We start from the raw sequence: 26,406 nt of genomic DNA on the forward strand, positions 1-26,406 counted from the left end.
CGGTCAGTCGAGCGCGCGGGCCCAGGTCCAGGCGTAGTCCGGGTCCTCGACGGCCCGCCCGCCCTCGCCGAGGTCGAGCGGCGCGAAGGTGTCGACCATGACGGCCGACTCCTCGAAGTACTCCGCGCCCAGCGACGCCTCGATCGCCTGGGGCTGGGGCCCGTGGGCGTGGCCGCCGGGGTGCAGGGAGATCGAGCCGAGTCCGATGCCCGAGCCCTTGCGCGCCTCGTAGTCGCCGGCGACGTAGAACATGACCTCGTCGGAGTCGACGTTGGAGTGGTAGTAGGGCACCGGAACGGCCAGCGGGTGGTAGTCGACCTTGCGCGGCAGGAAGTTGCAGATCACGAAGTTGTGCCCCTCGAAGACCTGGTGCACCGGCGGCGGCTGGTGGATCTTGCCGGTGATCGGCATGTAGTCGTCGATGTTGAAGGTGTAGGGGTACAGGCAGCCGTCCCAGCCGACGACGTCGAACGGGTGGGTCGCGTAGGTGTAGCGGGTGCCGACGACCTGGCCGCCGACCCGGTGCTTCACGAGGACCTCGACGTCGCTCGCTCCGCTGCCGGCAGCGTGGTCGTCGGCCAGGTGGACGGCGGTCGGTCCGTGCAGGTCGCGCTCGCAGTACGGCGCGTGCTCGAGCAGCTGGCCGTAGCGCGACAGGTAGCGCTTCGGCGGTGCGATGTGGCTGTTGGCCTCGATGGCGTAGAGCCGCGACGGCTCGGCGGGCACCCAGCGGTGGGTGGTGGCACGCGGGATGACGACGTAGTCGCCCGCGCGGTAGGGCAGGACGCCGAAGACGGTCTCGACCGTGCCGGCGCCGGTCTCGACGTAGACGCACTCGTCGCCGATCGCGTTGCGGTAGAGCGGGGACGGGCCGGCGTCGGCACCGCCGGTGACCACGTAGGAGATCCGCACGTCGGCGTTGCCGAGCACCAGACGACGGTCGGTGACGGCGTCCGTGCCGGTGGTGAGGTCGTGGAGCCGGAGGTGGCGCGTTGTGAGCGGATGGTTGGGCACCCGGGTCTGGTCGGGCAGCTCCCACGTCTCGGCGGAGGTGATCGCCGACGGCACACCGCGGTGGTAGAGCAGCGAGGAGTCGGAGGAGAAGCCCTCCTCGCCCATCAGCTCCTCGTAGTAGAGCCGCCCATCGGCGTCCCGGAACTGCGTGTGCCGCTTCTGCGGGACCTCTCCGACCTGCCGGTAGTACGCCATCGCCACCCTCCTGGTGCACCTCGTGCGTTGCGTTCGATATCAGAACACGCTTGTTCTCATTCCGAACACTAGACGCTACAGTGGGGGCGTGTCCATCCCTCCGCCGTTCCAGCACCTCGTCGACGACGCCGCGATCTTCCCGCCCGGCCTGGCCCCCCTCCCCGAGGCGGTTCGTGCCCATTGCGCCCACCCGGAGCGTCCCTACGCCGACCTGGTCGGTCCCCTCGTCGTGGACACCGCGCGGCTCGACGAGCTCGCCGCGCTCGACGCCACCGGCGTCGCGGTCAGCGTGGTCGTGCCCGGCCCCGACGAGGTGGCCGGCGTGCCCGCCCGCGCCGCCGCGGCGGGCGTGGCCCTCGCCGGCCTGGAGGTGAAGCTCGGCGGCACCGCGGGGCCGGCCGCGCAGGTCGCCGCCATCGCGGCCGCCGCCCCCGCCGGACCGCCGACCCATGTCGAGGTCCCCCGCCCCGGCGGCACCGGCTGGGCGGAGGTGCTGGACGCCGTGGCCACCCACGGCCTGCGGCTGAAGTTCCGCACGGGGGGCACCGAGGCGGCCGCGTTCCCCTCCGAGGAGGAGGTCGCCACGTGGATCGCCGCCGCGGTCGCGCGCGCGATCCCGTTCAAGTGCACGGCGGGGCTGCACAACGCCGTGCGCCACACCGGCCGGGACACCGGCTTCGAGCACCACGGCTACCTGAACATCCTGCTCGCGACCGCCCGCGCCGTCGCCGGCGCCGACCACGCGACGCTGGTCGCCACGCTCGCCGAGCGCGACGCCACCACCCTCGCGGACGCCGTGCGCGCCGACGCGGACCTCGCCGCGGCCCGCGCCGCCTTCACCTCCTACGGCTCGTGCAGCGTCGCCGAGCCCTACGACGACCTGGTCGCCCTCGGCCTGGTCGCCCCCGCACCGATCCACGAGACCACCGAGGAGATCCGCCGATGACCGACCAGCAGACCTGGGTCCCGGGCGCCGCCGGCAGCCTGTACGACGTCGACAACCTGCCCTACGCCGTCGTCACCACGACCAGCAGCGACGGCCCCGGCCGGATCGGCGTCCGGATCGGCGACCTGGTGCTCGACCTGGGCGCCGCGGCCCGCTCCCTGCGGCCGGAGTGGAGCTCCCTGCTCGACGTCCCCGCCCTCAACCCGCTGCTCGCGGCCGGGCCGGCGGCCTGGGCCGAGGTCCGGGCCTGGGTGGTCGAGCTGCTCACCGACCCCAGCCGGCGCGAGCAGCTCAGCCTGCTGCCGCTGGCCGACGTCACCTGCGCGCTGCCGTTCGCCGTCGCCGACTACGTCGACTACTACGCCTCCGAGCACCACGCCACCAACGTCGGCCGGATCTTCCGCCCCGACGGCGACGCCCTGCTCCCCAACTGGAAGCACCTGCCCGTCGGCTACCACGGCCGCGCCGGCTCGATCGTGGTCTCCGGCACCGACATCCGCCGGCCCGCCGGTCAGCGCAAGGCGCCCGACGAGGCGGCGCCGACGTACGGCCCGAGCCGCCGGCTCGACATCGAGGCCGAGCTCGGCTTCGTCGTCGGCCGCACCGTGCCCCTCGGCACCCGGGTCGGCACCAGCGAGTTCGCCGAGACCGTCTTCGGCGTGACCGGCGTCAACGACTGGTCGGCACGCGACATCCAGGCCTGGGAGTACGTCCCGCTCGGCCCCAACCTCGCCAAGTCCTTCGCGACGTCGATCGGCGCCTGGGTGACGCCGCTCGCCGCGCTCGAGGCGGCCCGGGTGCCGCTTCCGGGCCAGGACGTCCCCCTCCTCCCCTACCTCCGCGAGGAGGGCCCCTCGGGCTACGACATCGACGTGGAGGTCGAGCTCAACGGCACCGTCGTCGCGCGGCCGCCGTACCGCTCGATGTACTGGTCACCGGCACAGATGCTGGCGCACCTCACCGTCAACGGCGCGTCGCTGCGGGTCGGCGACTTCTACGCCTCGGGGACGATCAGCGGACCGGAGCGCGAGCAGCGCGGCTCCTTCCTCGAGCTGTCGTGGGGCGGCCGTGAGCCGTTCACCGCCGGCGGCGTGGAGCGCACCTTCCTCGAGGACGGCGACGAGGTCGTCCTGCGCTACACGGCCCCCGGCGCCCGGGGGCGGATCGGTCTCGGCGAGGTCCGTGGCAGGATCCTGCCGACCAGCTGAGCGGCGCCACGGATCGAGGCATGAGGAGGAACGGGTGTCGGATTCGGGTTCGCAGACGCTCGAGCGCGGCCTGGCCGTGCTGCTGGAGCTCGGCCGGCACCCGGAGGGCCTGACCGTGGCAGAGGCCGCCACCGCCTGCGGCCTGCACCGCTCGATCACCTATCGCCTGCTGGTCTCGCTCCACCGCACGGGCTTCGCGGCGCGCGACGAGGAGGGCCGCTACACCGTCGGCCCGACCACGGCCGACCTCGCCGAGCACAGCCGGCCGCGGCTGCGGGACGTGGCCGAGCCCGTCCTGCACCAACTGGCGCTGGAGATCGACGCGACGGCGAGTCTCGTCGAGATCAGCGGCGACGCGGCCGTGACCACGGTGGTCGCCGAGCCGCCGACCGACGGCCCGCGCTTCTCCTACCGTCTCGGCAACCGTGACCCCCTCGACCGCGGCGCCGGCGGCCTGGCCGCGCTCGCGTCCGGCCCGCCGCGTCCCGGCGAGCCCGCACGGGTCGCCGAGGTCCGCGCCGCGGGGCACGTCACGACCGAGGCCGAGCTCAACCCCGGGGCGTACGGCATCGCCGCTCCCCTGCCGGGCTGGCACGTGCTGGCCGCGGTCAACGTGGTGACCTCCCGGCCCGACCTGATGGTCTCCGCGGTCGAGCCGGTGCGACGGGCCGTCGCGACGATCTCCGCCGCGCTCGCCTGAGCGCGCCCTGCGCGCCCTGAACGCGCCCGGAACCGGCAACGACCGACCCGGCGGGCCGACCGGCTCACGGTCGGGTCCCGCCGGGTCGGCGTGGGCGACAGGCTCGCCTCAGACGGTCTCGGTCAGCGCCGCCGGAGTGCCCTTCGCGGGCTTGACCCAGATCAGCAGCACGATGGCCAGGGTCATGCAGGCCGCCGGGAAGGTGAGGCTGAAGATGACGTCGTCGGCGGCGGCCGTCTTGCCGATGACATAGGGGCCGAAGAAGCCGCCCGCGGCCGCGATCGCGTTGATCGTGGCCAGGCCGACCGCGGTCTGCGAGCGGGTGAGGGCCTCCGCCGCCAGCGCCCAGAAGGGGCCGAGGTAGGAGAACACGCCGATGGCGAGCAGGCACAGTCCGACCATGCCGAGGGCCGGCGTCTCCTTGAAGACCATGGTCACGACCAGGCCGACGACGGCGACGGCGAGGGTCGTCATCACGACCGGCTTGCGGCTGCCGAGCCGGTCGGAGTAGCGCGCGACGAGCAGCATCGCGACGGCGCCGAAGACGTACGGGATCGCGCCGACGAGGCCGATGTTCGTCGAGGAGTAGTCGGGGTTGAGCTGGGCGACGATCTGCGGCAGGAAGAAGGTCATGCCGTAGAGGCCGACGGCGTAGAGCAGGTTGATGAACGCCAGGTAGAGGATCTTGGGGTTCTTGACGGCGTCGAGGGAGATCTCCAGGTGACCGTCGTCCTCGGCGTCGTACTCGCTGCTGATCTCGCCCTCGAGCCAGTCGGACTCCTCCTTGCTGAGCCAGCGCGCCTTGCTCGGCCGGTCGGCGAGGTAGGCGAGGACCCACACGCCGAGCAGCACGGGCGGCAGGCCCTGCAGGATGAACACCCACTGCCAGCCGGCGAGACCGAACCAGTCGACGTGGTCGAGGATCACGCCGGCGGACGCGCTGCCGATGAGCAGCGCGACGGGCTGGGCCAGGGAGAAGCCCGCGATGCCTCGGCTGCGCTCCTGCGAGCGGAACCAGAAGGTCATGTAGAGCAGCAGGCCCGGGAACAGGCCCGCCTCGGCGACGCCCAGGGCGATCCGGGCGATGTAGAGCTGCGTGGTGTTCTGCACGAAGCCGGTGAGGATCGTGATGATGCCCCACGAGATCGCGATCCGGGCCAGCCAGATCCGCGCGCCGACCTTCTTCATGATGATGTTGCTCGGCACCTCGAGCACGGTGTAGGCGACGAAGAAGATCGCCGCGATGGTCCCGTACGTCGCGAGGCTGATGCCGAGATCGGTCGACATCTGCAGCTGTGCGTAGCCGATCGCCGCCCGGTCCATGTAGTTGAACATGTAGAGCAGGAAGGCCGCGGGCAGCACGGAGCGCTGCACCTTCTTCAGGACGGTGGCGCCGTTCACGGCCGCGCCCGAGCGTGCCGCGGGGGTGCTGGTGGACATAGGTACTCCAGTGATCCAGTGGTTGGGATGGTACTGCTGCGCAGCCGCAGCGGGCGAAGCCTCAGCAGGAGGCGGCGGCGTTCTGACCGGCCAGGCGGCCCATGGTCAGGGCGTTGGCGACGGCGTTGCCGCCGCCGACGTACCGGTTGCCCAGGACGCCGCCTCCGGCCTCCCCGGCGGCGAACAGGCCCGGGATCGTCCGGCCCCGCTCGTCGAGGACCGCCGCACCGGCGTCGATCTCGAGCCCGGCATGGGTGCACACGAGCTCCGCCGGCAACACGCGCGTGGCGTGGAACGGCGGCGTCGCGATGGGCGTCGGGGGCTCGGTGGCCCCCTTCGCCGCCAGCGTCTGGTCGCGCTGGAAGTCGGGGTCGCTGCCGTGCGGCAGCTGGTCGTTCCACCGTTCGACGGTGGCCTCGAGCCGGTCGGCGGGCACGTCGATGCGCGCCGCGAGCGCGGCGAGGTCGTCGGCCCGGAGGATCGCGCCCGTGGCGACGAGCTCGTCGACCCGGCCCGGCGTCCAGTCGGCATATCCCTCGGGGAGGGCGCGACGGGCCGTCTCGTCGAAGACCATCCACACCGGCCCGCCCTGGGCGTCGATCTGGCCCCCGGACACGGCGTACGACGCGTCCTCGTCCATGAAGCGGCGGCCGCTGTCGTTCACGTGCACGCGGGAGCGGGGCGGGAAGCCGGCCTGCCAGTGGTGGTGGCGCACGAACTGCGCGGTCGGGAGCATCAGGCCCCAGCCCTCGCCGGCGACGGCGGCGTCGACCTGGTGGCCGAAGGCGAGGTGGTCACCGCGCGAGCCGGGGGCCGCGACGACGAAGAGCGAGTCGCCGGCGCGCAGGGCGTCGGGGAACCAGCGCTCGACGAGCGCCGGGTCCTGCGCGAGCCCTCCGGAGGCGACGACGACGGCGCCGGCGCGCAGCTCCACGCCGTCGGCCACGACGCCCGCGACCCGGCCGCCGTCGACGAGGAGCCGCTCGACCCGGGTGTGCAGCACGACCTCGGCGCCGTGCGCCTTGCGGGCCCGGTCGAGGACCTGCACGAGACCGTAGCCCTGGTCCTTGGGGACGTGGGCGCGCCACACGTCCTCGACGCCGGCGCGGGTGAGCCCCGGGGTGTGGGCGTCGGGCGACACCTGGGCGGGGATCTCGACGCCGAGGTCGAGCAGCCACTCCAGGGTGGGGGCGGCCAGCTCGCAGAAGCGCCGGATGAGGCCGGGCTTGAGCAGCCACTGGTTGAGGTCCATGTAGTGCTGGAAGAAGCGCTCGACGGAGTCGTCGATGCCGAGCGCCTTCTGCACGCTGGTGCCGGCGGCGGTGAACATGCCCGCCGACAGCTGGGTGGAGCCGCCGAGCTCGCCCTCGGACTCGAAGAGGATGACGCTGCGACCGCGCTCGGCCGCGGACGCGGCGGCCGCGAGGCCCGCGCCGCCGCCACCGATCACGATGACGTCGTAGTCGTGGTCGCTCATCAGAGCTCGCCCTCCATCTCGGTGAGGATGCGGTGGTACGTGCCGTTGGACACCAGCCCGCCGTCGACGGTCAGCTCCGCGCCCGTCATGTACGACGCCCCGTCGCCCAGCAGGAAGGCGACCACCTCGGTGATCTCGGCGGGTCGGCCCATCCGGCCGAACGGGATGCTGGCGACGGCGGAGTCCACGAAGCCGTCGGAGCCGGCGAGCAGCGGGGTCTCGACGAGGCCCGGGTGCACCGAGTTGACCCGGATCCCCCAGTCCGCCAGCTCGCCGGCCGCCGACTTGGTCAGACCGCGCAGCGCCCACTTCGACGTCGAGTACGACGGCGAGAAGTAGCCGATCTGCCCGGCGATCGAGGAGATGTTGACGATCGAGCCGCCGCCGGACTCCCGCATCAGCGGCGCGCACGCCTGGATGCCGTAGAACGGGCCGTCGACGTTGATCGCCATGACCTGTCGCCACACGTCGTGGGTGGTGTCCAGGAACCGCAGCCGCCGGGAGATCCCGGCGTTGTTCACCAGCCCGTGCAGGGCGCCGTACGTCGAGTGGAGCCGCGCGACGACGCTCGCCCATGCCGCCGGCTCGGTGACGTCGAGCCGGTGGCCCTCGGCGACACCACCGGCCGCGCGGATCTCCTCCACGACGGGCGTGCAGTCGGCGACGTCGGCCAGCGCGACGGACCATCCGGCCGCGGCGAGCGCCCGGGCGTGGCCGGCTCCCATGCCACCGGCGGCGCCGGTGACGAGGACGACCCGGTCGCCGCGGGGAGTCTCAGACATGCCGGGAGCCGCCGTCGACGGCCAGGATGTGGCCGGTCACGTAGCGGGCGCTGTCGGAGAGCAGGAACAGCATCGGACCGACGATCTCCTCCGGGGAGCCCAGCCGGTGGAGCGGGATGCTGTCGAGCGCCTTGGCCAGCGCCGGCGGGTCGTCTTGGACCCAGCGGGTCATCTCGGTGTCGACGAAGCCGGGCGCGATCGCGTTGACCCGGATGCCGAGGTCGCCGAACTCCACGGCGAGGCACTCGGTGAGGTGGGCGACGGCAGCCTTGGACGAGCAGTACGCCGCCCGCCCCCGGCGCACGCGGACAGCCGCCACCGAGGCCATGTTGACGATCGCACCGCCCTCGGCCATCACGGAGGCGGCGGCCTGCGCGCCGTACAGCACGCCCTCGACGTTGATCGACAGCGTCGCCTGGATCTGGCTGACGGGGATGTCGGTGGCGGGGGCCTCGGGGAAGACGCCGGCGTTGTTGATCCACAGGTCGACCCCGCCGAACCGCTCGACCGCGAGCTCGGCGACGCGCTGCTGGGCGTCGCGGTCGCGCACGTCGACCGCGGTGCCGACGACCTGGCCGGCGTCCGCGACACCGGCGTTCTCGACGGCGAGCGCCTCGGCGGTCGCGGACATCAGGTCCGCGTCGAGGTCAGCACCGACGACGTGGACGCCGCGGGCGGCGAGGGCCGCCGCGAACCGGGCACCCATGCCGCGGCCGGCTCCGGTGATGACGGCCACCTTGCCCCGCAGGTCCGGGTGGTCGACGACCATCGGCGTCCCCCGGACGCGTCCGGGGTGGTCGGTGGTGGTGGGCTGGGTCATGCGGAGGCTCCTCGCTGGACGGTGTCGGTCGGGTCGGTCGGGTCGGTCGGGTCGGTCGGGTCGGTCGGGTCGGTCGGGTCGCTCGAGCTCGGCATCGGCGTGTCGTCGTCGCGCCGGACCTGCCGGTGGGCGACCCGCCAGGCACCGTCCGTGCGGACGAGGTCGTCGGTGAGGACGGTCAGCCGGACCAGCCGGCTCTCCGCGCCCTCGGGCGTGGCGACGATCTGCAGGTAGGCGTGGGCGCGGGCCCGGTCGGCGTCGGCCCCGGGCAGCACGTCGACGTTCGTGACGACGTGACGCAGACGGGTCCGGGTCGCGGCGCAGCTGTCACGGAAGTCCGCCGCGAAGGCGACCAGCGCCGTGGTCCCGCGCACCGGCGCCGGGTACGACGGCGAGTCGAAGCTGCCGTCCGGCGTGAACGTGGCCGCCCAGCCGGTCGCGTCCCCCTCGTCGATCAGCCGCGACTGACGGGCGTAGAGCCGCGTCAGCGCCGCGACGACCTCGTCGGGAACCTCGACCATCACGCCTCCTTCGTCCTGGATTGTGCGTTATTCGCACGCTTAGTGCTATAACCGGGCATGAGGTTAAGCACGTCACAGTCGCGGGGTCAAGCCCTCGGCGTGACCCGGAGCACGTCACGGCACAGGAGGTCGTCACAATGAGGCGCATGAGCGACGCAGACGAGGTGGTCCTCGACGGCTCGATGTCGAAGACGCTCCACTCAGGACTGCGCGTGCTGGAGGTGCTGTGCGCCCACGGTGGCGGCATGACCATCACCGAGATCGCCGACGCCGTGGGCGTGCACCGGACCGTCGCCCACCGCCTGCTGCGCACCCTCGAGGCACACCGGCTGCTGCGCCGCGACCGGGCCAAGCTGTTCCACCTCGGCGCCGGGCTCGTCCCCCTCGCCGAACCGGTCGAGCGCGACCTGCGCGCGGCGGCGCTCCCCCTCCTCGAGGACTTGGCCGACCGGGTCAGCGCGACCGCCCACCTCGTCGTGCAGGAGGACGCGGGCCGGGTCCGCGCGCTCCTCGTGGTCGAGCCGCGCAACGCGTCGGCCCACATCGCCTTCCGCCCTGGCCAGCTCGACGCGATCGACCGCGGCTCGGCCGGCATGGCCATCCTCGCCGGGCAGCCGCCCCGGCCCGGGGAGCGTGACGAGATCGGCACCGCCCGCGCCCGCGGCTACGCCGTCAGCTACTCCGAGGTCGTCCCGTCGGTGCACGGCGTCTCCGCACCGGTGCCGAGCCGCGCCGACGGCGTACCGATGAGCGTCGGCGTGTCGGTCTTCGACGTCGGCGACGTCGAGACGCTCGGGGGTGCCGTCGTCGACGCCGCCCAGCAGCTCGCCCGCGTCGTCGGCTGAGCCGTCCGCTTCTCCCGTGGAGCTGCTCATCTAGGGTGAGGCGCGTGCCGACCTTCGTGCTCGCGTCCGCCTCCCCCGCCCGCCTCGCGACCCTGCGCAGCGCCGGCCTCGACCCCCGGGTGGTGGTCTCCGGCGTCGACGAGTCCCAGGTCCGCGACGTGCCTCCGGCCGAGCTGGCGCTACGACTGGCCGAGCTCAAGTGCGGAGCCGTCGCCGGACGTGACGACCTGCCCGGCGACGCGCTCGTGCTCGGCTGCGACTCCGTCCTGGAGCTCGACGGCGTGGCGCTCGGGAAGCCCGCCGACGCCGACGAGGCGGTCCGGCGCTGGGAGTCGATGCGCGGTCGCTCGGGCGTGCTGCACTCCGGGCACTGCCTGCACGATCGCGCCGACGGACATCAGGTCGCGGCCACCGCGTCGACGACCGTCCACTTCGCCGAGGTCACCGACGACGAGATCGCGGCGTACGTCGCGACCGGTGAGCCGCTGCACGTCGCCGGCGCGTTCACCGTCGACGGCCTCGGCGGTGGCTTCGTGACCGGCATCGAGGGCGACCACCACAACGTCGTCGGGGTCAGCCTGCCGCTGGTGCGCGCGATGGTCCGGGAGCTCGGTCACTCCTGGACCGACCTCTGGGCCCGCTGACGCGCGGCACGGCCGGTCCCTACTCGACGGGGAGCCCGAGGCCGCGAGCGATGAGCATCCGCTGCACCTCGGAGGTGCCCTCGCCGATCTCGAGGATCTTCGCGTCGCGGTAGAACCGCGCGACCGGGTACTCCTCCATGAAGCCGTAGCCGCCGAAGACCTGCGTGGCGATCCGGGTGGCGGTCACGGCCGACTCGCTCGCGTAGAGCTTGGCCACCGACGCCGCCTGCTTGAACTCCTTCATCGACGGGCCCCGGCCGCCCTCCATCGCGTCCTTCATCGCCGCGGCGCGATAGGTCAGCATCCGCGAGGCGTGCAGCATCACCTCGAGGTCGGCGATCTGGAAGGCGACGCCCTGCTTGCGACCGATCGGGCCGCCCATCGTGTGGCGGTCGAGGGAGTACTCCACGCACAGGTCGACGCAGGCCTGGATCAGGCCGACCGCCAGCGCCGCGATGGCGACCCGGCCGTCGTCGAGGATCGCGAGGAACTGGGCGTAGCCGCGGCCGCGCTCGCCGACGAGGTGGTCCTCGGGCACCCGGCAGTCGATGAAGGAGAGCGGGTGGGTGTCGGAGATGTGCCAGCCGAGCTTGTCGTAGGCGGGCTCCGCCACGAAGCCCGGCGTGCCCGCCGGGACGATGATCGCGGAGATCTCGGGCCGGCCCGACTCCGAGACCCCGGTGCGCGCGGTGACGGTCACGAGGCTGGTGATGTCGGAGCCCGAGTTGGTGATGAACTGCTTGCCGCCGTTGATCACCCACTCGCCGTTGTCGAGCTCCGCCCGGGTCTTGGTCGCGCCGGCGTCGGATCCCGCGCCCGGCTCGGTGAGCCCGAAGCCGGCGAGCCGCCGGCCCGCCACGAGGTCGGGCAGCCAGGTCTTCTTCTGCTCGTCGGAGCCGTAGGTCAGGATCGGGTTGATGCCGAGTCCCACCCCCGCCTCGAGCGTCACGCCCAGCGACTGGTCGACGCGGCCGAGCTCCTCGATCGCCAGGCACAGCGAGGTGAAGGGACCGTCGGCGGCCTCGAGCCCGGCGCCGCCGTACTCCTCCGGTGCGGTCAGGCCGAAGAGCCCCAGCTCCCCCATCTTCTGGACCACGTCGGTCGGGAAGTGATGGGCCTTGTCCCACTCCGCCACGTGCGGACGGATGGTGGACTCGGCGAAGTCCCGGACGGTCCGCCGGAACTCCTCGTGCTCACGCGACAGCTCGAAGTGGGTCATGGCTCCATGGTAGGCCACGAGGTTAACGTTTGTTAACCGGCGGGCCCGTCGATTTCCGCCACCCCGACGACGGATCCGTCAGAGGATGACTTCCATGACCCCCGTTCAGCGCACCGTCCTCCGCCTCGCCGCCGCCTTCGCGGGCGCGACCGGGCTCGTCCTCTCCGGCCCCGGCCTCGCCTCCGCCGCCGACCTGGTCCACACCGACCCGGCGCGCGACGTCATGAGCGCCACCCTCCCGGAGGACAAGGCGCAGCCCGCACCCCGCGAGCGCGGCCTCGACATCCGGAAGGTGCGGGTCAGCCACGGCACCGAGGCGCTGGTCCTCCACCTGCGGACCCGCGGACGGCTTCCCCGCAAGAGCTTCGTCGTCACCGGCGCGGTCCGGACGCCTGGCGGCGTCTACAACCTCGAGCACATGCGGTTCGCCGGCGCCACCGAGTCCGGGCTGACGTTCGGCGACACCGCGGTCCCCTGCCCGGGCTTCGTGACCGACCGCGGTCGCCGCACGATCACCTTCACCATCCCTACGCCCTGCATCGGCGACCCCGCATGGGTGCGGGTCGGCGTCGGCGTGGTCCGGTTCGGGGCCCAGCGCTACACCGCCGACGACGGGTTCAGCCGCACGGTCGGGCACCAGTTGAGGCTGTCCCCGCGGCTGCCCCGCGGCTGACCCGGCTACGCCGTACGCCGGTCCTCGACCGGGCCCCGTCGGTCGTCGGGGCCCGGAACGCGCACCGCCCGGGCGCGGCCCGCCGACTTGGCGGCGTAGAGCGCGCCGTCGGCGTCGGCGATCGCGCGGTCGATGTCGTCGCCGGGCAGGACGGTCGCGATGCCGAAGCTGACCGTCGGCATCGCGGCCGCGTCACCACCGCGGTAGCGTCGCGCGATCTTCTCGACCACGTCCTCCGCGACGGCACCCCGGACGAGCAGGACGAACTCGTCGCCGCCGAGCCGGCCGAGCAGGCCACGGACTCCGACCACCTCCTGGCAGGCGGCGGCGAACGCCGTCAGGGCACGGTCGCCGGCAGCGTGACCGAGGCCGTCGTTGATGCTCTTGAACCGGTCGAGGTCGGCGACGACGACCGCCGCGTCGCGGCCGGCCGGGCCGCGGTCGAGCTCGCGCTGGGCCGCGCGCAGGAACTCGGACCGGTTGAGCAGGCCGGTCAGCCCGTCGCGGGTGGCGCGCACTCGCAGCTCCGAGGTCTGCTGCTCGTGACTGAGCGCCGACATGCTGAACGTCACCACGACGAGAAGCACCATCATGAGCAGCGTGGTGACCTGCCCCCCGAAGACCGCCTGGAAGAACGGGTGGGACGGGCCCACGGCGACGAAGGCGACGGTGCGCGCCAGGTAGAACAGCGCGATCGCGGCCGAGACCACGGCCATCGCGGTGAGCACGAACCGGAACTGGGCGCGCGTGGCCGGGCCGGCGTCGAGCTCGCGCAGCACCAGGCCGAGCTCTCGGGCCGACGCGCCGATCAGGAGCGCCATGCCGGCCAGGTAGACCGCGCCTCCCGACCAGATGTCCGAGCGCGGATCGTCCGCGAGGGAGGCGACCAGGACGGTGACCGGCACCGCCGCCAGCTGCCACCTGCCCAGGCGGAGCTCGCGCAGGGAGCGTCCACCTGCCCACACGCAGGCGGCGCCGAGCACGCCCGTGGTGTTGCCGAGGGGGTTCGCGACGACCTGGGCGGGTGTGCCGTTGCAGAGGAACAGCAGGGCGCTGACGACGAAGAAGGCCAGCGAGGCGCACCACCAGCCGCTGTAGGACGAGCGCGTCGAGCGGTAGGTCACGCCGTAGAAGAGCACGAGGACACAGATCGCCACGAGCCCGAAGGCCACGCGCAGGGTCACCGTGTCCAGCATGCTCATCAGGCTAGGACCGCTCGAGCGCGCGCACGCGGGAGCGCGACGAACCTGACCGAAGGCTGGTACGCCATGGTCATTTCGGGTGGAGTCTCCGCCCGGCGCCCGGGACGTAGTCCCGTCCGGGCACCTTCGCGCGCACGACTAGGCTTCGCCAGCGTGAGCCAGCTGCGTGACCCCGCCCACCGCGTCAGCCCGCGGGCCCGGCTGATGTGGCAGGTCGAGTCGGCGATCTCCGGCCTGCTGGTGGCGACCGCGCTCATCGTCGCCGCGGTGCTCGCCGGCCCCGACGCGCTGCGCTGGTGGCTCGTGGGCCTGACCGTGGTCGGCTGTGCGAGCGCCGCGGTCGTCGTACCGCAATGGCGCTACCGGGTACACCGCTGGGAGGTGTCGGCGAACGCGGTCTACACCCAACGCGGCTGGTGGGCCCGCGAACGGCGGATCGCCCCGATGTCGCGGGTCCAGACCGTCGACTTCGCCCAGGGACCGCTGGCTCGGCTCTTCGGACTCGCGACCGTCACCGTGACCACGGCCTCCGCCGCTGGCCCGCTGCAGATCGAGGGGCTCGACCGGACGGTCGCGCTCGCCCTCGTCGACGAGCTGACCCGCAAGGCCGACCTGGTCGAGGGCGACGCCACGTGAGCCTCCCGCCACCACCGCCTCCGCCACCACCGCCGCCTCCGGCCGCCCCGCGGGCGGCGGATCCCGACGGCTGGCATCGCCTCGACCCCCGCATGCTCCTGGTCCACCCGATCAAGGAGGTCGGCAAGTTCCTGCCGGTGCTGCTCGGCTTGGTCGTGGCCGGCAGCGCGTCCGGGGTGGGCCCGTGGGCCCTGCTCGGCGTCGGAGTGCCGGTCGGGCTCGGCGTCGTCCGCTACCTCACGACGACCTACCGGATCGCCGGCGGGCGGGTCGAGCTGCGTCGCGGCCTGCTGCAGCGGCACACGCTCTCCACCCCGGTCGACCGGGTCCGGACCGTCGACCTGAGCGCCTCGCCGATCCACCGCGTGCTCGGCCTGGCGACCGTCGTCATCGGGACCGGCAGCGTCGTCAGCGACAGCGACGAGCGGCTCGAGCTCGACGCACTGCCCCACGAGGAGGCGGCGCGCCTGCGGGCGGGACTCCTGCGCACCGCGACGGCCGCCGACGCGGTGGCGCCCGGCGCCGCCGCCGAGCCGGAGCACGTCGTGGCCCGCTTCTCGCCACGCTGGCTGTGGTACGCCCCGTTCAGCGGCACCGTCCTCGTCGGTCTCGGTGCGATCGTCGGCGTCGGTCTCCAGCTCATGGAGTCGGTCGAGATCCGGGTGAGCGAGGACGATCTCGCGGCCATCGGCCAGTCCTTCGTCCTCACCCTGGTCGTCGGCGCGGCCCTCCTGGTGACGCTGCTCGCGGTCGGCGGCTACCTCGTCACCAACGGCGGCTTCGTGCTCGGCAGGCACGGCGCCGCCTGGCACGTGCGGCGCGGCCTGCTCACCCGCCGCGAGACCAGCATCGACGTCGCGCGGCTGGCCGGCGTCAGTCTCGGCGAGCCCGCCGCGCTGCGGCTCGCCCGGGGACGGCGGGTCGGCGCGATCGTCACCGGCCTCAGCGGCGACCAGGCCAGCTCGGCCGTGCTGCTGCCGCCCGCGCCGCGGGCGACCGGGTACGACGTCGCGGCGGCGGTGCTCGGCACGACGGCACCGGTGACCGGCGACCTGCTCCCCCACGGGCCGGCGGCACGCACCAGGCGCTTCAGCCGCGCCCTGCTGGGTGCGCTGCCGTTCGTCGCGGCACCCGTGGCCGCCGTGCTCGCCGGCGCCCCGGCCTGGCTGATCCCGACCGCGGCGATCCCGGTCGCCGTCGCCCTCGCCCTCGCCGCGGACCGGGCCCGGGCGCTCGGGCACGCCTTCCTCGACGGCCATGTCGTGATGCGGTCGGGCTCGGTGCTGCGGACCCGCGACGCCCTCGCCGCGGACCACGTGATCGGCTGGAACCAGCGCGCGACCTGGTTCCAGCGCCGGGCCGGCCTGGTCTCGCTGGCCGCCACCACGGCCGGTGGCAAGGGACGCGTCCACGTCCCCGACGTCCCCGTGACCGCGGCGGTCGGCCTCGCCGAGGCGGCCACCCCCGGCCTTCTCGGCCAGTTCTGCACCGACCGGCCGAGCGCGGAGACGAAAGGCGCACCCCGATGAGCGGACAGCCCGACGGCACCTACGCGCCGGTGGCCGACGGCCGCCCCGACCCCGGGGAGGTGGTCTGGGCCTGGGTGCCCTACGAGGACGACCCGCGCCAGGGCAAGGACCGGCCGGTGCTGGTGATCGGGACCGCGACCGGTCGGGACGGCCGGCCGGTGCTGCACTGCCTCGTCATGACGAGCAAGGACCACGACCGCGACGAGGCCCAGGAGGCCGCCGCGGGGCGGTACTGGCTCGACGTGGGCACCGGCGCCTGGGACCCGCGGGGACGCCCGAGCGAGGTCCGGCTCAACCGGCTGCTCGTCCTCGACCCGCGGGAAGTACGACGCGAGGGCGCCGCGCTCGGCCCCGACATCTACGCGGAGGTCATCGCCGCCCGCCAGCGGTTCACGCGCTGAGCCCGAGGTCCGCGGCGAGCGTCGCGAGGTGGGCTCGAACAGCGCCGCCGGGTCGCCGACGACGAGGACCTCGTCGGGGAGGTCGATCCCCGCCGGGGCGCTGCGCACGCTCGGCCTGGTGCACCGCGACACCCGCGAGCTGGCCGAGATGAGCTTCCAGTTCACGGCGCCGTTCGTGCTCGACTCCCGGCCGACGCCTTTCGACGCCGCGATGCGCGCGACGGTCGGGTGGTGGCGGGCGCGGACCGACGCGGGCAACGCGGTCAGCGCATGAGCAGCGAGGCCCGCCACACCTTGCGGTCGCGCTCGGCGACCATGCCGTTGGCCTGCAGCACCGGCATCACCTTCTCGCCCATCCAGGCGATGGTCTCGCGGTAGCTCTCGTTGCCGAGCGCCTGGCGGCGGGCCTCGGCGGGGTCGAGCCCGACGGCGGCGTACACGTCGGGATGGACCAGGGAGCGCATGGTGACGTAGGCGACCTGGGCGGTCATCGCCTGGTGCCAGCGCAGCTTCGCGCGACTCAGGCCGCGCACCGCCTTCTCCAGCTCGTCGCGTGCGAACGTGACGTGCCGGGCCTCCTCGGTGACGTGGATCCGGGCGACCATCCGGGTCAGCGGCTGGATCCGCTCGTCGCGCATCATCTCGCGCTGCCAGCGGTCGACCGGCTCCTCACCGATGAGGATGCCGGCGTAGGCACTGGCGCCCCGCAAGGTCAGCGGTCCCAGCTTCGCGAGCCGGCGGGGCATCGGGCGGGGACCGTAGGCGGGCACGCCCATCGCGCCGATCGCGCGGCCGAACATCACCGTGTGCCGGGTCTCGTCGCCGACCTCGGTGAGCGCGAACTGGGTCCGCGCCGAGCGGGGGTCCGCGCTGTAGGCGTCGCGCAGCAGGATCTGCATGAGCACGATCTCGAACCAGATGCCGACGCTGGCGATGCTCGCCACCTCGTGCATGGAGAGCGTGATCCGCTGCTCCTCGCTGAGTCGCTTCCACATCGGCGTGCCGTACAGCGACATCCGCTCCGGCTGCATCCACCACAGTCCCGGGACGGGCGGTGCGCTCCAGTCGAGATCGACCTCGGGGTCGTAGGACTGGCGCGCGGTCGAGCGCAGCAAGCGCTGCGCCAGCGCGTCCGACCCGCTGGCACCGGTGACGTCGTCGACGAGGGTCACGGTCTGCCTCCTGGCTCCTCAGTGATGACTACATATTACCGCTGGTAACGGATACTAGTACCCTGGTCCCCATGGCCTCCAACGTCAAGCACGACGGGCGCACGACCCGCTGGGACCGACACCGCACCGAACGGCGCGAGGAGTTCGTCCTCGCGGCCGTGCGCGCGATCGACACGCTCGGCCCGGACGCGTCCGTCGCCGACATCGCCGCCGAGGCCGGCGTGAGCAAGCCGGTCCTCTACCGCTACTTCGCCGACAAGGGCGAGCTGCACGCCGCGGTCGGCGCCTGGGCGGCCGACCTGGTGCTCGCGCGCGTCCTCACCGCGGTGCTCGCCCCCGCCTCCGCGCGCGACCGGGTCAGCGCGGGCGTGGCGGCGTACCTCGACACCCTCGCCGAGCATCCCCAGGCCTTCCTCCTGCTCAGCCGGCCCGCCGGCGGCACCGACCCGCTGGCCGCGGGCAAGGACCAGGTCGCCACCAAGCTGACCCGCCTGCTCGGCGACGCGCTGCGCCATCTCGGCGGCGACACCGGCGCGGCCGAGCCCTGGGCACACGCCGTGGTCGGCCTCAGCACGTCCGTCGGCCACTGGTGGCTGGAGCGGCACACCGTCTCCCGCAGCGCCGCCGCGGCCTACCTGAGCGACTTCATCTGGCACGCGCTCTCCGGCGCGGCAGCGGAGAGCGGCGTCGACCTGGCCCGCCTCGACGCCGGCCGCGGCGCCGGCAGCGTCACGCCCCTCCGGACGGAGCGACGCCGGTGAGCACGCCCTCCACAGACCCGGCCGCCACCGACCCGGCCGCCACCGACCCGGCCGCCACCGACCCGGCCGCCACCGACCCGGCCGTCGCGCACGAGCCGCAGGCCGAGTACGACGGGCCGGCGACGCTCGTGGCCGACGGCGCGGAGCACGCCGTCACCGTGACCCTGCGCGGCGCCTTCCAGCCCCTCGACGGCCACTTCCACTGGTACGGCCGGATCGCCGCCACCGCCCGCCTCGACAGCGTCCGCAGCGGCTCGCCCGTCACCCTGCGGACCCCGCACGGCGAGGCCGCCGGCAAGGTCGCCGACGTCGATCCCTGGGGTCGGTTCCGGGTGAGCGGGACGGGGCGGCCGCCGTTCTGAGCGCCGCGTGAGTTTCACCGGCCGGCCGGTGAAACTCACGCTGGGACGAGGAAGCTTCCTCGTCCCAGCGTGAGTTTTCTCGTCCCGACTCATACTCGTGGGACAGGTGTGACGATCACGTTGACGGCCTCGAGCTCGGCGTCGGGTCCCGCCCGGTAGGCGTGCGGACGGTCGGCGGCGAAGCGCACGTGGTCGCCGGGGCCGACCGGCACCGCCCGGCCGTCGTGCTCCACGACGCCGACGCCGGACAGCACGACGAGCTGCTCCTCGACGCCTGAGGAGTGCGCGGGCGAGATCCGTGCGGCGCCAGGAGCGAGGCGGATCAGGTAGACCTCGGTGGTGCGGTCGGGCTCGCGCAGCACGCGGACCCGGGTGGTGACCATCCCGTCGTCGGCGAGCACGGCGCCGTCGTGGTCGTCGAGCAACGCGGCGAGCGGTACGCCGAGCGGTGCCGCCACGGCGTACAGCGTGTCGAGCGTGGGGTTGCGCCGGCCCGTCTCCAGCTCGGAGAGGGATCCCTTGCCGATGCCGGCCTGCGCGGCCAGGGCGGAGAGGGACAGGCCGCGGGCCTCCCGCAGGACCCGGATCCGGGCGCCGACCCCGGCGCCCGCGCCGGGCGCCTCTGCGGCTCGCGCCATCGGCCCTCCTCCGTCTAGGGTGTTCTGTAAACAGAACGCCGCGTCGGTGTTCACGAGGAGGCGGCGTGTCCGAGCAGAGTACTCACGGCCCGGTGCTGGCCGGTGTCGTCACCGCGCTCGTCGGCTTCAGCAGCTCCTTCGTCGTCTGCCTCGCCGGCCTCACCGCCGTCGGGGCGACGCCGCGGCAGGCGGCGTCCGGGCTCGCCACCCTGCTCGTCACCCAGGCCCTCGGCATGCTCTGGCTCTCCGTGCGGCACCGGATCCCGGTGACCCTGGCCTGGTCGACGCCCGGCGCGGCCCTGCTGGCCACGTCGGCGGGAGTCACCGGGGGCTGGCCGGCCGCGGTCGGTGCCTTCGTCGCGACCGGCGTGCTCATCGTGCTGACCGCACTGATCCCGCGGGTGGGCGACCTGGTCGCGGCGATCCCGCCCAGCCTGGCGCGGGCCATGCTCGCGGGGGTCCTGCTGCCGCTGTGCCTGGCACCGGTCACCGCGCTCGTCGACTCCCCCGCCGCCGTCGCTCCCCTGGTCGTGACCTGGCTGCTGCTCCTGCGGATCGCGCCGCGCTGGGCGGTCCCCGGAGCCCTCGTGGTGGCCCTCGTCACGGTCGTCGCCACCGCGCGCATCGACAGCGCCGACCTCGCGCCGCACCTGACCTGGACCACGCCGACCTGGTCCCTGTCGGCGCTGGTCGGCATCGCCCTGCCGCTCTACGTCGTCACGATGGCCTCCCAGAACGTGCCCGGCGCCGCGGTGATGAGCGGGTTCGGCTTCCGCGTGCCCTGGCGGGAGTCCCTCGCCGTCACCGGCATCGGCACCGTGGTCGGCGCCCCGACCGGCGGACACGCGATCAACCTCGCCGCGATCACGGCCGCTCTCGCCGCCGGGCCGGGCGCCGGACCGGACCCGCGCCGGCGCTGGATCGCCGCGGTCAGCGCATCGGTGGCCTACCTCGTGCTCGCCGTCGCGAGTACGGCGCTCGCCACGCTGGTGGTCGCCGCGGCGGACGGCGTGATGCAGGCGGCTGCCGGGCTCGCCCTGCTGGGCACGCTCGGCGCCGCGCTGGGCGACGCGCTCGCCGAGCCCGCGGAGCGGGAGCCGGCCGCGGCGACACTCCTCGTCGCCGCCTCCGGCATCAGCGTGCTCGGGATCGGTGCCGCGTTCTGGGCGCTCGTGGTCGGCCTGCTCCTGCGGGCCTTCCTACGCGCCGGCCGACCCGGGCTCAGGCCAGCCGGAAGAGCGTCGACCTCAGCCCGAACCTGACCCGGAACTGGTCGCCGGTCAGGGGCGTGCTGGTCGTGGCACCGACCACCTTCACGCCCGTGACCCGACCGCCGGCGTTCGGGTCGGGATGCGTGACGAGCTCGAACCGCTCGAAGTCCCCGATCTCCGGGAACTGCGCCTCGATCGCGTCATCGGTCAGCGGCACCGACCAGGAGTTGTTGGGGTTGCCCGAGCCGGCCTCGTAGGGATCCGCCTTCGCGACCTGGTACGGCAGCGTGCCCGGCGCCGTCCAGCCGCCGTTGCTCGAGGAGAACTGGGTGAACGCCGGCGCCCCGCCGTACGTGCGGACCTGCCGCGCGGTCGCCTTGATCGCCGCGTCGGAACCCGGCTGCTCGGCGGCGACGCCGCGGTAGACCTGGGACTGGATCGTGTCGTAGACGTCGAAGGGCCCGCGGTCGTTGTTGTCGCGCTCGAAGATCGCGTAGGTGCGCGCCGCGACCGCCTGCGCCTGCACCGCCTGCGGGTGCCAGGTCGCGGGCATCTCGGAGGGGACGACACCGCGCAGGTACTTCTCGACGCCGACGACGTTGACCGTGTCGCGGCCCTGACCACCCGTGGGGACGACCGAGCGGATCCGGCCGCGGTAGTCGGCGGAGCCGCCGGGCACGTAGAGCCGGATCGCCCCGCCCCGGGCCGTGAACTCGGCCTGCCCCGGGATGATCCGGACCTTGCGCCAGCGGTTGGTCCGCACCGAGAGCTTCGTGTCGCCGCCGTGGGCGGTCAGCTTCCAGCGCTTCGCGCCGCGCTTGCCGAGCTTCCAGGACCGACCGGTCTCCAGGCTGCGGACCTTCAGCCGCGCCCGGTGCTGGACCACGACATTGCTGGACGTGTCGGCGGTGATGAGCACCTTCACCGAGCCGCCCGCCTGCCCCGGCTGCGTGCCGGGGTAGTAGAAGTCCAGGATCTGCGCCGCGCTCAGGCCCTGGCTCGCGGCGCCCCGCGCGCCCCACTGGGAGAGCCCCTTCCCGTGCCCCCAGCCGCTCCCGCTCAGCGTGACCGTCTCCGGCCCCGCCGCGGGAGCAGCAGGGGCGGCCGAGGCTGCCGGCGGCGAGCCGGGCAGGGCGGCCGGCAGGGCGACGCCGAGCGCGAGGCCGGTGACGAGAGTGGTGACGGTTCCCGGGATCAGGCGCATCGTCCGAGAGTAGCCGCCGGTTAAACCCCGGACACCCGCTCGCAATAGGCTGGGAACATGACCGAGCTCGACAGCACGCAGACCCCGGACCCGACCAGCGCCCCCGGCGCCGTCGTCGTACCGGACAAGCCGGCGCTGGAGGGCCTCGAGGAGAAGTGGGCGGAGCGGTGGAAGGACGCCGACACCTACGGCTTCGACCGCACCCAGCCCCGCGAGAACGTCTACGCGATCGACACCCCGCCGCCGACCGTGAGCGGCAGCCTGCACGTCGGGCACGTGTTCTCCTACACCCACACCGACCTCATCGCCCGCTTCCAGCGGATGCAGGGCAAGTCGGTCTTCTACCCGATGGGCTGGGACGACAACGGGCTGCCCACCGAGCGCCGGGTCCAGAACTACTTCGGCGTGCGCTGCGACCCCTCGCTGCCGTACGACCCCGACTTCACGCCGCCCGAGAAGCCCGACCCGAAGCGGCAGATCCCGATCAGCCGGCCCAACTTCATCGCCCTGTGCGAGCAGCTGGTCGAGCAGGACGAGAAGGTCTTCGAGGACCTCTGGCGCACCCTCGGCCTCAGCGTCGACTGGAACACCACCTACACCACGATCGGCCCGAAGGCGCAGACCGTCAGCCAGCGGGCCTTCCTGCGCAACCTGGCCCGCGGCGAGGCCTACCTCCAGGAGGCGCCGACCCTGTGGGACGTCACCTTCCAGACCGCGGTCGCGCAGGCCGAGCTGGAGGCCCGCGACTACGCCGGCGCCTACCACCGGGTGGCCTACCACAAGCCCGACGGCAGCCCCGTGTACGTCGAGACGACCCGCCCCGAGCTGATCGCCAGCGCCGTCGCGCTCATCGCGCACCCCGACGACGAGCGCTACCAGGACCTGTTCGGCACCACGGTCACCTCCCCCGTCTTCGGCGTGGAGATCCCCGTTCTGGCCCACGCCGCCGCCGAGAAGGACAAGGGCGCCGGCATCGCGATGTGCTGCACCTTCGGCGACCTCACCGACGTGCAGTGGTGGCGCGAGCTGCAGCTGCCCGTGCGCACGGTCATCGGCCGCGACGGCCGGTTCACCCGGGAGACCCCGGAGTGGCTGTCGGGCGAGACCGCCGCGGCGGCGTACGAGGACCTCCAGGGCAAGACCGTCCACTCGGCGCGCGAGGCGATGGTCGCCAAGCTCAAGGAGTCCGGCGACCTCGACGGCGACCCCAAGCCCACCCAGCGGATGGCGAACTTCTACGAGAAGGGCGACAAGCCGCTCGAGATCGTCTCCACCCGCCAGTGGTACATCCGCAACGGCGGGCGCGACGGCGAGATCCGCAAGCAGATGCTCGAGCGCGGCGCCGAGATCGACTGGCTGCCGCCGCACATGAAGCACCGCTACGACAACTGGGTCGGCGGCCTCAACGGCGACTGGCTGGTCTCACGGCAGCGCTTCTTCGGCATCCCCTTCCCCGTCTGGTACCCCCTCGACGCCGAGGGCGAGCCCGACTACACCCGGCTGCTGCTGCCCACCGAGGCCGAGCTGCCGATCGACCCCTCGACCCAGGCGCCCAACGGCTACACCGAGGAGCAGCGCGGCAAGCCGGGCGGCTTCATCGGCGACCCGGACGTCATGGACACCTGGGCGACCTCGTCGCTCACCCCGCACATCGCGGGCGGCTGGGAGTCCGACCCCGACCTGTGGTCGCGGGTGTTCCCGATGGACCTCGCCACGCAGGCCCACGACATCATCCGCACCTGGCTGTTCAGCCGCGTCGTGCGGGCGCACTTCGAGAACCAGGTCGCGCCGTGGTCGCACGCGATGATCTCCGGCTTCATCGTCGACCCCGACCGCAAGAAGATGTCGAAGTCCAAGGGCAATGTCGTCGTGCCCAACGAGATCCTCGACAAGTACGGCGCCGACGCGGTCCGCTGGCGCGCCGCCATCGCCCGCCCCGGCCTGGACTCGCCGTTCGACGAGACCCAGATGAAGGTCGGCCGCCGACTGGCGATGAAGGTGCTCAACGCGTCGAAGTTCGTCCTCGGCAGCGTCGGCGCGACGACGTTCAGCGCCGCCGCCGTCAGCCAGCCGGTGGACACCGCGCTGCTGGGCCGCCTCGCCGGCGTCGTCCGCCGTGCCACCGAGGCGTTCGAGGCCTACGACTACACGACGGCGCTCGAGGTCAGCGAGAAGTTCTTCTGGGAGTTCTGCGACGACTACCTCGAGCTGGTCAAGGAGCGCGCGTACGCCGACGACGGCGACGCGTCGTCCTCGGCGAAGGCCACGCTGGCCTTCGCGCTGCAGGTCCAGCTCCGCCTGCTCGCGCCGTTCCTCCCCTACGTGACCGAGGAGGTGTGGTCGTGGTGGCAGGAGGGCTCGGTGCACCGCGCGGCGTGGCCGACCGTCGCCGAGCTCGGCTCCCCCGCCGCCTCCGACGGCTCGCTCATCGACGCGGTGGCGGGTGCCCTGTCCGGCATCCGCGGCGCCAAGTCCGCCGCCAAGGTCAAGATGCGCGCGCCGCTGGCCCGCGTCGAGGTCACCGGACCGGCCCGTCTGGTCGAGGCGGCCGAGAAGGCGGCCGACGACCTGCGCCGCAGCGGCAACGTGGTCGGCGAGCTCGTCTTCACGGTCGTCGAGGGCGCCACCGAGCTGTCGGTCACCGCCGAGATCGCTGAGGAGCCGGCCGAGGGCTGACCGTCGACACGAGTGCCGTGGCCCGGATCGCCGACCCGGTGGTCGGCGCTCAGCTCCGGGAGCTGGCCACTGCGCGCGCGGCGACTCGAGGTCGCCGCCGGGTGAGCCGCTAGGCCGACTTCTTCTTCTTGGTCTCCCGCAGCACCAGCGTGGGCGCCACGTCGTCCTCGACGACCTCCTTGGTCACCACGACCTTCTCGACGTCGCCACGGCTGGGGACGTCGTACATCACGTGGAGGAGGACCTCCTCGATGATGGCGCGCAGGCCGCGCGCGCCGGTGCCGCGCTCGAGGGCCTTGTCGGCGATCGCGGCGACGGCGTCGTCGGTGAACTCCAGCTCGACGCCGTCGAGGTCGAAGAGCTTCTTGTACTGCTTCACCAGGGCGTTGCGCGGCTCGGTGAGGATCTGGACGAGCGCGTCCTGGTCGAGCGGGCTGACGCTGGCGATCAGCGGCAGGCGGCCGATGAACTCGGGGATCAGGCCGAACTTGGTGAGGTCCTCGGGCCGGACCTGCGCGAGCAGGTCGTCGGCGTCGCGCTCGGCCTGGCCGCGGGGCTCGGCGGTGAAGCCCAGCGACTTCTTGCCGACCCGCTGCTCGATGATGTGCTCGAGCCCGGCGAAGGCGCCGCCCACCACGAACAGGATGTTGGTGGTGTCGATCTGGATGAACTCCTGGTGCGGGTGCTTGCGGCCGCCCTGCGGCGGCACCGAGGCGGTGGTGCCCTCGATGATCTTCAGCAGCGCCTGCTGGACGCCCTCACCGGAGACGTCGCGGGTGATCGACGGGTTCTCGGCCTTGCGGGCGACCTTGTCGATCTCGTCGATGTAGATGATGCCGGTCTCGGCCTTCTTGACGTCGTAGTCGGCGGCCTGGATCAGCTTGAGAAGGATGTTCTCGACGTCCTCGCCGACGTAGCCGGCCTCGGTCAGCGCTGTCGCGTCCGCGATCGCGAACGGGACGTTGAGCATCCGGGCCAGGGTCTGGGCGAGATAGGTCTTGCCGCACCCGGTCGGACCGATGACGAGGATGTTGGACTTGGCCACCTCGACGACCTCGTCCTTGCTGTGCTTGCCCGACGCACCGCCGATCGCCTGGACGCCGGCTTGGACCCGCTTGTAGTGGTTGTAGACCGCGACCGCGAGCGACTTCTTGGCCTGCTCCTGCCCGATGACGTAGGAGTTGAGGAACTCGAAGATCTCCTTGGGCTTCGGCAGGTCGGCGAGCTCGACCTCGGAGCCCTCGGCGAGCTCCTCCTCGATGATCTCGTTGCACAGGTCGATGCACTCATCGCAGATGTAGACACCCGGACCAGCGATGAGCTTCTTGACCTGCTTCTGGCTCTTGCCGCAGAACGAGCACTTCAACAGGTCGCCACCGTCACCGATGCGTGCCACGGGTCCTCCTCACAATCGAACTCCCCGACCGTACCGCCTGACGCGCTCCCGCGGGAGCGTGACACGAGGGGTACGGTCGGGTCATTCGTCGTCGTCTCGGTCGCCTGGTCCGTCCGGACTCAGGCCAGGGCGGGGGTCTGCTTGAGCGACTCCAGCACGGCGTCGATCAGGCCGTACTCGATCGCGCCCTGGGCGGTGAGGATCTTGTCGCGCTCGATGTCGCGGCTGACCTCGTCGATCGACTTCCCGGAGTGGTCGCTGATCATCTTCTCGAGCAGCTCGCGCATGCGGAGGATCTCGTTGGCCTGGATCTCGATGTCCGAGGTCTGGCCGAAGGTGCCCTCGGTGTAGGGCTGGTGGATCAGGATCCGGCTGTTGGGCAGCGCGAGTCGCTTGCCCTTGGCACCCGCGGCGAGCAGGATCGCCGCCGCCGAGGCCGCCTGGCCGATGCACACGGTCTGCACGTCGGGCTTGATGAACTGGATCGTGTCGTAGATCGCGGTCAGCGCCGTGAACGAGCCGCCGGGGCTGTTGATGTAGATGCTGATGTCCTGGTCGGGGTTCATCGACTGCAGGCACAGCAGCTGGGCGATGACCGCGTTGGCGACGTCATCGGAGATCGGCGTGCCGAGGTAGATGATGCGGTCCTCGAACAGCTTGGCGTAGGGGTCGATCCGGCGGAAGCCGTAGGAGGTCCGCTCTTCCCACTGCGGGATGTAGTAGTTCATGCCTTG

27 protein-coding genes are annotated in these 26,406 nt (G+C 72.8%); 14 read left to right on the forward strand and 13 right to left on the reverse strand.

All coding sequences use genetic code 11. The annotated features are described in order from the left end of the window. Positions 1 to 3: 3 nt before the first annotated feature. Positions 4 to 1,209 carry a homogentisate 1,2-dioxygenase gene (locus tag ACPZVR_RS10165; RefSeq protein ID WP_436699461.1) on the reverse strand — a complete coding sequence of 402 codons (1,206 nt, stop codon included), beginning with the start codon at positions 1,207 to 1,209 and terminating at the stop codon, positions 4 to 6. Between the two features lie 88 nt (positions 1,210 to 1,297). Here ACPZVR_RS10165 and ACPZVR_RS10170 point away from each other — a divergent pair, with 88 nt between their 5' ends. The 3 genes from ACPZVR_RS10170 to ACPZVR_RS10180 are packed head-to-tail and all read left to right on the forward strand — an operon-like array spanning position 1,298 to position 4,063. After that, positions 1,298 to 2,155: a hypothetical protein gene (locus ACPZVR_RS10170; protein ID WP_436699462.1), complete on the forward strand. Its 858-nt coding sequence runs from the start codon at positions 1,298 to 1,300 to the stop codon at positions 2,153 to 2,155. Further along, the gene (fahA, locus tag ACPZVR_RS10175) at positions 2,152 to 3,363 is read left to right on the forward strand and encodes a fumarylacetoacetase (protein ID WP_436699463.1); all 1,212 of its coding nucleotides are present in this window, start codon (positions 2,152 to 2,154) and stop codon (positions 3,361 to 3,363) included. Before ACPZVR_RS10170 ends, fahA begins: the two co-directional genes overlap by 4 nt. 34 nt (positions 3,364 to 3,397) lie before the next feature. Beyond that, positions 3,398 to 4,063 (forward strand): IclR family transcriptional regulator, encoded by a 666-nt coding sequence (locus ACPZVR_RS10180; RefSeq protein WP_436699464.1) that lies wholly within the window; start codon positions 3,398 to 3,400, stop codon positions 4,061 to 4,063. Positions 4,064 to 4,171: 108 nt separating this feature from the next. Here ACPZVR_RS10180 and ACPZVR_RS10185 read toward each other — a convergent pair whose 3' ends face one another. From ACPZVR_RS10185 to ACPZVR_RS10205, 5 genes are all read right to left on the reverse strand, one after another. Continuing rightward, positions 4,172 to 5,503: an MFS transporter gene (locus ACPZVR_RS10185; RefSeq protein ID WP_436699465.1), complete on the reverse strand. Its 1,332-nt coding sequence runs from the start codon at positions 5,501 to 5,503 to the stop codon at positions 4,172 to 4,174. Between the two features lie 61 nt (positions 5,504 to 5,564). Next, entirely contained in the window at positions 5,565 to 6,980 is a 1,416-nt protein-coding gene (locus ACPZVR_RS10190; RefSeq protein ID WP_436699466.1) for an FAD-dependent oxidoreductase, read from the reverse strand. Beyond that, on the reverse strand, positions 6,980 to 7,762 hold the full coding sequence (locus ACPZVR_RS10195; protein WP_436699467.1) for an SDR family NAD(P)-dependent oxidoreductase: 783 nt from the start codon (positions 7,760 to 7,762) through the stop codon (positions 6,980 to 6,982). The genes ACPZVR_RS10190 and ACPZVR_RS10195 overlap by 1 nt, the downstream gene beginning before the upstream one ends. Beyond that, positions 7,755 to 8,582 carry an SDR family NAD(P)-dependent oxidoreductase gene (locus tag ACPZVR_RS10200; RefSeq protein WP_436699468.1) on the reverse strand — a complete coding sequence of 276 codons (828 nt, stop codon included), beginning with the start codon at positions 8,580 to 8,582 and terminating at the stop codon, positions 7,755 to 7,757. Before ACPZVR_RS10200 ends, ACPZVR_RS10195 begins: the two co-directional genes overlap by 8 nt. Beyond that, entirely contained in the window at positions 8,579 to 9,103 is a 525-nt protein-coding gene (locus ACPZVR_RS10205) for a nuclear transport factor 2 family protein (RefSeq protein WP_436699469.1), read from the reverse strand. The genes ACPZVR_RS10200 and ACPZVR_RS10205 overlap by 4 nt, the downstream gene beginning before the upstream one ends. 146 nt (positions 9,104 to 9,249) lie before the next feature. Here ACPZVR_RS10205 and ACPZVR_RS10210 point away from each other — a divergent pair, with 146 nt between their 5' ends. Together ACPZVR_RS10210 and ACPZVR_RS10215 are read left to right on the forward strand one after the other, a co-directional pair. Then, complete coding sequence (locus ACPZVR_RS10210) at positions 9,250 to 9,948, forward strand: IclR family transcriptional regulator (RefSeq protein WP_436699470.1); 699 nt, start codon at positions 9,250 to 9,252, stop codon at positions 9,946 to 9,948. A gap of 44 nt (positions 9,949 to 9,992) precedes the next feature. Beyond that, positions 9,993 to 10,592 (forward strand): Maf family protein, encoded by a 600-nt coding sequence (locus tag ACPZVR_RS10215; RefSeq protein WP_436699471.1) that lies wholly within the window; start codon positions 9,993 to 9,995, stop codon positions 10,590 to 10,592. Positions 10,593 to 10,611: 19 nt separating this feature from the next. Here the strand turns inward: ACPZVR_RS10215 and ACPZVR_RS10220 are convergent, their stop codons facing one another. After that, the gene (locus ACPZVR_RS10220; protein WP_436699472.1) at positions 10,612 to 11,811 is read right to left on the reverse strand and encodes an acyl-CoA dehydrogenase family protein; all 1,200 of its coding nucleotides are present in this window, start codon (positions 11,809 to 11,811) and stop codon (positions 10,612 to 10,614) included. A 94-nt stretch (positions 11,812 to 11,905) separates the two neighbouring features. On the opposite strand from ACPZVR_RS10220, the gene ACPZVR_RS10225 reads away from it, so the two are divergent. Beyond that, complete coding sequence (locus ACPZVR_RS10225) at positions 11,906 to 12,484, forward strand: hypothetical protein (protein ID WP_436699473.1); 579 nt, start codon at positions 11,906 to 11,908, stop codon at positions 12,482 to 12,484. A 5-nt stretch (positions 12,485 to 12,489) separates the two neighbouring features. On the opposite strand, the gene ACPZVR_RS10230 is transcribed toward ACPZVR_RS10225, so the two are convergent. After that, a complete protein-coding gene (locus ACPZVR_RS10230; RefSeq protein ID WP_436699474.1) occupies positions 12,490 to 13,680 on the reverse strand; it encodes a GGDEF domain-containing protein in 1,191 nt (396 codons plus the stop codon). A gap of 159 nt (positions 13,681 to 13,839) precedes the next feature. On the opposite strand from ACPZVR_RS10230, the gene ACPZVR_RS10235 reads away from it, so the two are divergent. From ACPZVR_RS10235 to ACPZVR_RS10250, 4 genes are all read left to right on the forward strand, one after another. Further along, complete coding sequence (locus ACPZVR_RS10235) at positions 13,840 to 14,322, forward strand: PH domain-containing protein (protein ID WP_436699475.1); 483 nt, start codon at positions 13,840 to 13,842, stop codon at positions 14,320 to 14,322. Between the two features lie 92 nt (positions 14,323 to 14,414). Beyond that, positions 14,415 to 15,851, forward strand: a complete 1,437-nt coding sequence (locus tag ACPZVR_RS10240) for a PH domain-containing protein (RefSeq protein ID WP_436699476.1) — start codon at positions 14,415 to 14,417, stop codon at positions 15,849 to 15,851. Then, positions 15,848 to 16,252: a type II toxin-antitoxin system PemK/MazF family toxin gene (locus ACPZVR_RS10245; protein ID WP_436699477.1), complete on the forward strand. Its 405-nt coding sequence runs from the start codon at positions 15,848 to 15,850 to the stop codon at positions 16,250 to 16,252. Before ACPZVR_RS10240 ends, ACPZVR_RS10245 begins: the two co-directional genes overlap by 4 nt. Positions 16,253 to 16,280: 28 nt before the next feature. Further along, positions 16,281 to 16,526, forward strand: coding sequence for a hypothetical protein (locus ACPZVR_RS10250; RefSeq protein WP_436699478.1), 246 nt, complete (start codon positions 16,281 to 16,283; stop codon positions 16,524 to 16,526). Here the strand turns inward: ACPZVR_RS10250 and ACPZVR_RS10255 are convergent. Then, entirely contained in the window at positions 16,516 to 17,424 is a 909-nt protein-coding gene (locus ACPZVR_RS10255) for an AurF N-oxygenase family protein (protein ID WP_436699479.1), read from the reverse strand. The genes ACPZVR_RS10250 and ACPZVR_RS10255 overlap by 11 nt on opposite strands. A gap of 71 nt (positions 17,425 to 17,495) precedes the next feature. On the opposite strand from ACPZVR_RS10255, the gene ACPZVR_RS10260 reads away from it, so the two are divergent. Both ACPZVR_RS10260 and ACPZVR_RS10265 read left to right on the forward strand, forming a co-directional pair. After that, positions 17,496 to 18,185, forward strand: coding sequence for a TetR/AcrR family transcriptional regulator (locus ACPZVR_RS10260; protein WP_436699480.1), 690 nt, complete (start codon positions 17,496 to 17,498; stop codon positions 18,183 to 18,185). After that, complete coding sequence (locus ACPZVR_RS10265) at positions 18,182 to 18,547, forward strand: DUF4873 domain-containing protein (protein ID WP_436699481.1); 366 nt, start codon at positions 18,182 to 18,184, stop codon at positions 18,545 to 18,547. Before ACPZVR_RS10260 ends, ACPZVR_RS10265 begins: the two co-directional genes overlap by 4 nt. Positions 18,548 to 18,636: 89 nt before the next feature. Here the strand turns inward: ACPZVR_RS10265 and ACPZVR_RS10270 are convergent, their stop codons facing one another. Continuing rightward, positions 18,637 to 19,185, reverse strand: a complete 549-nt coding sequence (locus tag ACPZVR_RS10270) for a helix-turn-helix domain-containing protein (RefSeq protein WP_436699482.1) — start codon at positions 19,183 to 19,185, stop codon at positions 18,637 to 18,639. A 65-nt stretch (positions 19,186 to 19,250) separates the two neighbouring features. On the opposite strand from ACPZVR_RS10270, the gene ACPZVR_RS10275 reads away from it, so the two are divergent. Then, positions 19,251 to 20,447 carry a benzoate/H(+) symporter BenE family transporter gene (locus ACPZVR_RS10275; protein WP_436699483.1) on the forward strand — a complete coding sequence of 399 codons (1,197 nt, stop codon included), beginning with the start codon at positions 19,251 to 19,253 and terminating at the stop codon, positions 20,445 to 20,447. On the opposite strand, the gene ACPZVR_RS10280 is transcribed toward ACPZVR_RS10275, so the two are convergent. Further along, positions 20,407 to 21,600, reverse strand: a complete 1,194-nt coding sequence (locus tag ACPZVR_RS10280) for a SpoIID/LytB domain-containing protein (RefSeq protein WP_436699484.1) — start codon at positions 21,598 to 21,600, stop codon at positions 20,407 to 20,409. The two genes, ACPZVR_RS10275 and ACPZVR_RS10280, sit on opposite strands and share 41 nt — an antisense overlap. Positions 21,601 to 21,657: 57 nt before the next feature. Between ACPZVR_RS10280 and valS the strand changes: the two genes are divergently transcribed. Further along, positions 21,658 to 24,276 (forward strand): valine--tRNA ligase, encoded by a 2,619-nt coding sequence (valS, locus tag ACPZVR_RS10285; RefSeq protein ID WP_436699485.1) that lies wholly within the window; start codon positions 21,658 to 21,660, stop codon positions 24,274 to 24,276. 109 nt (positions 24,277 to 24,385) lie between these two features. Here the strand turns inward: valS and clpX are convergent, their stop codons facing one another. Together clpX and ACPZVR_RS10295 are read right to left on the reverse strand one after the other, a co-directional pair. After that, positions 24,386 to 25,672 carry an ATP-dependent Clp protease ATP-binding subunit ClpX gene (clpX, locus tag ACPZVR_RS10290; RefSeq protein ID WP_436699486.1) on the reverse strand — a complete coding sequence of 429 codons (1,287 nt, stop codon included), beginning with the start codon at positions 25,670 to 25,672 and terminating at the stop codon, positions 24,386 to 24,388. Positions 25,673 to 25,791: 119 nt separating this feature from the next. Next, positions 25,792 to 26,400 (reverse strand): ATP-dependent Clp protease proteolytic subunit, encoded by a 609-nt coding sequence (locus ACPZVR_RS10295; protein ID WP_282403627.1) that lies wholly within the window; start codon positions 26,398 to 26,400, stop codon positions 25,792 to 25,794. Positions 26,401 to 26,406 lie beyond the last annotated feature (6 nt).

It is taken from the genome of Nocardioides segetis, from assembly GCF_051390595.1.
Classification (GTDB): Bacteria; Actinomycetota; Actinomycetes; order Propionibacteriales; family Nocardioidaceae; genus Nocardioides.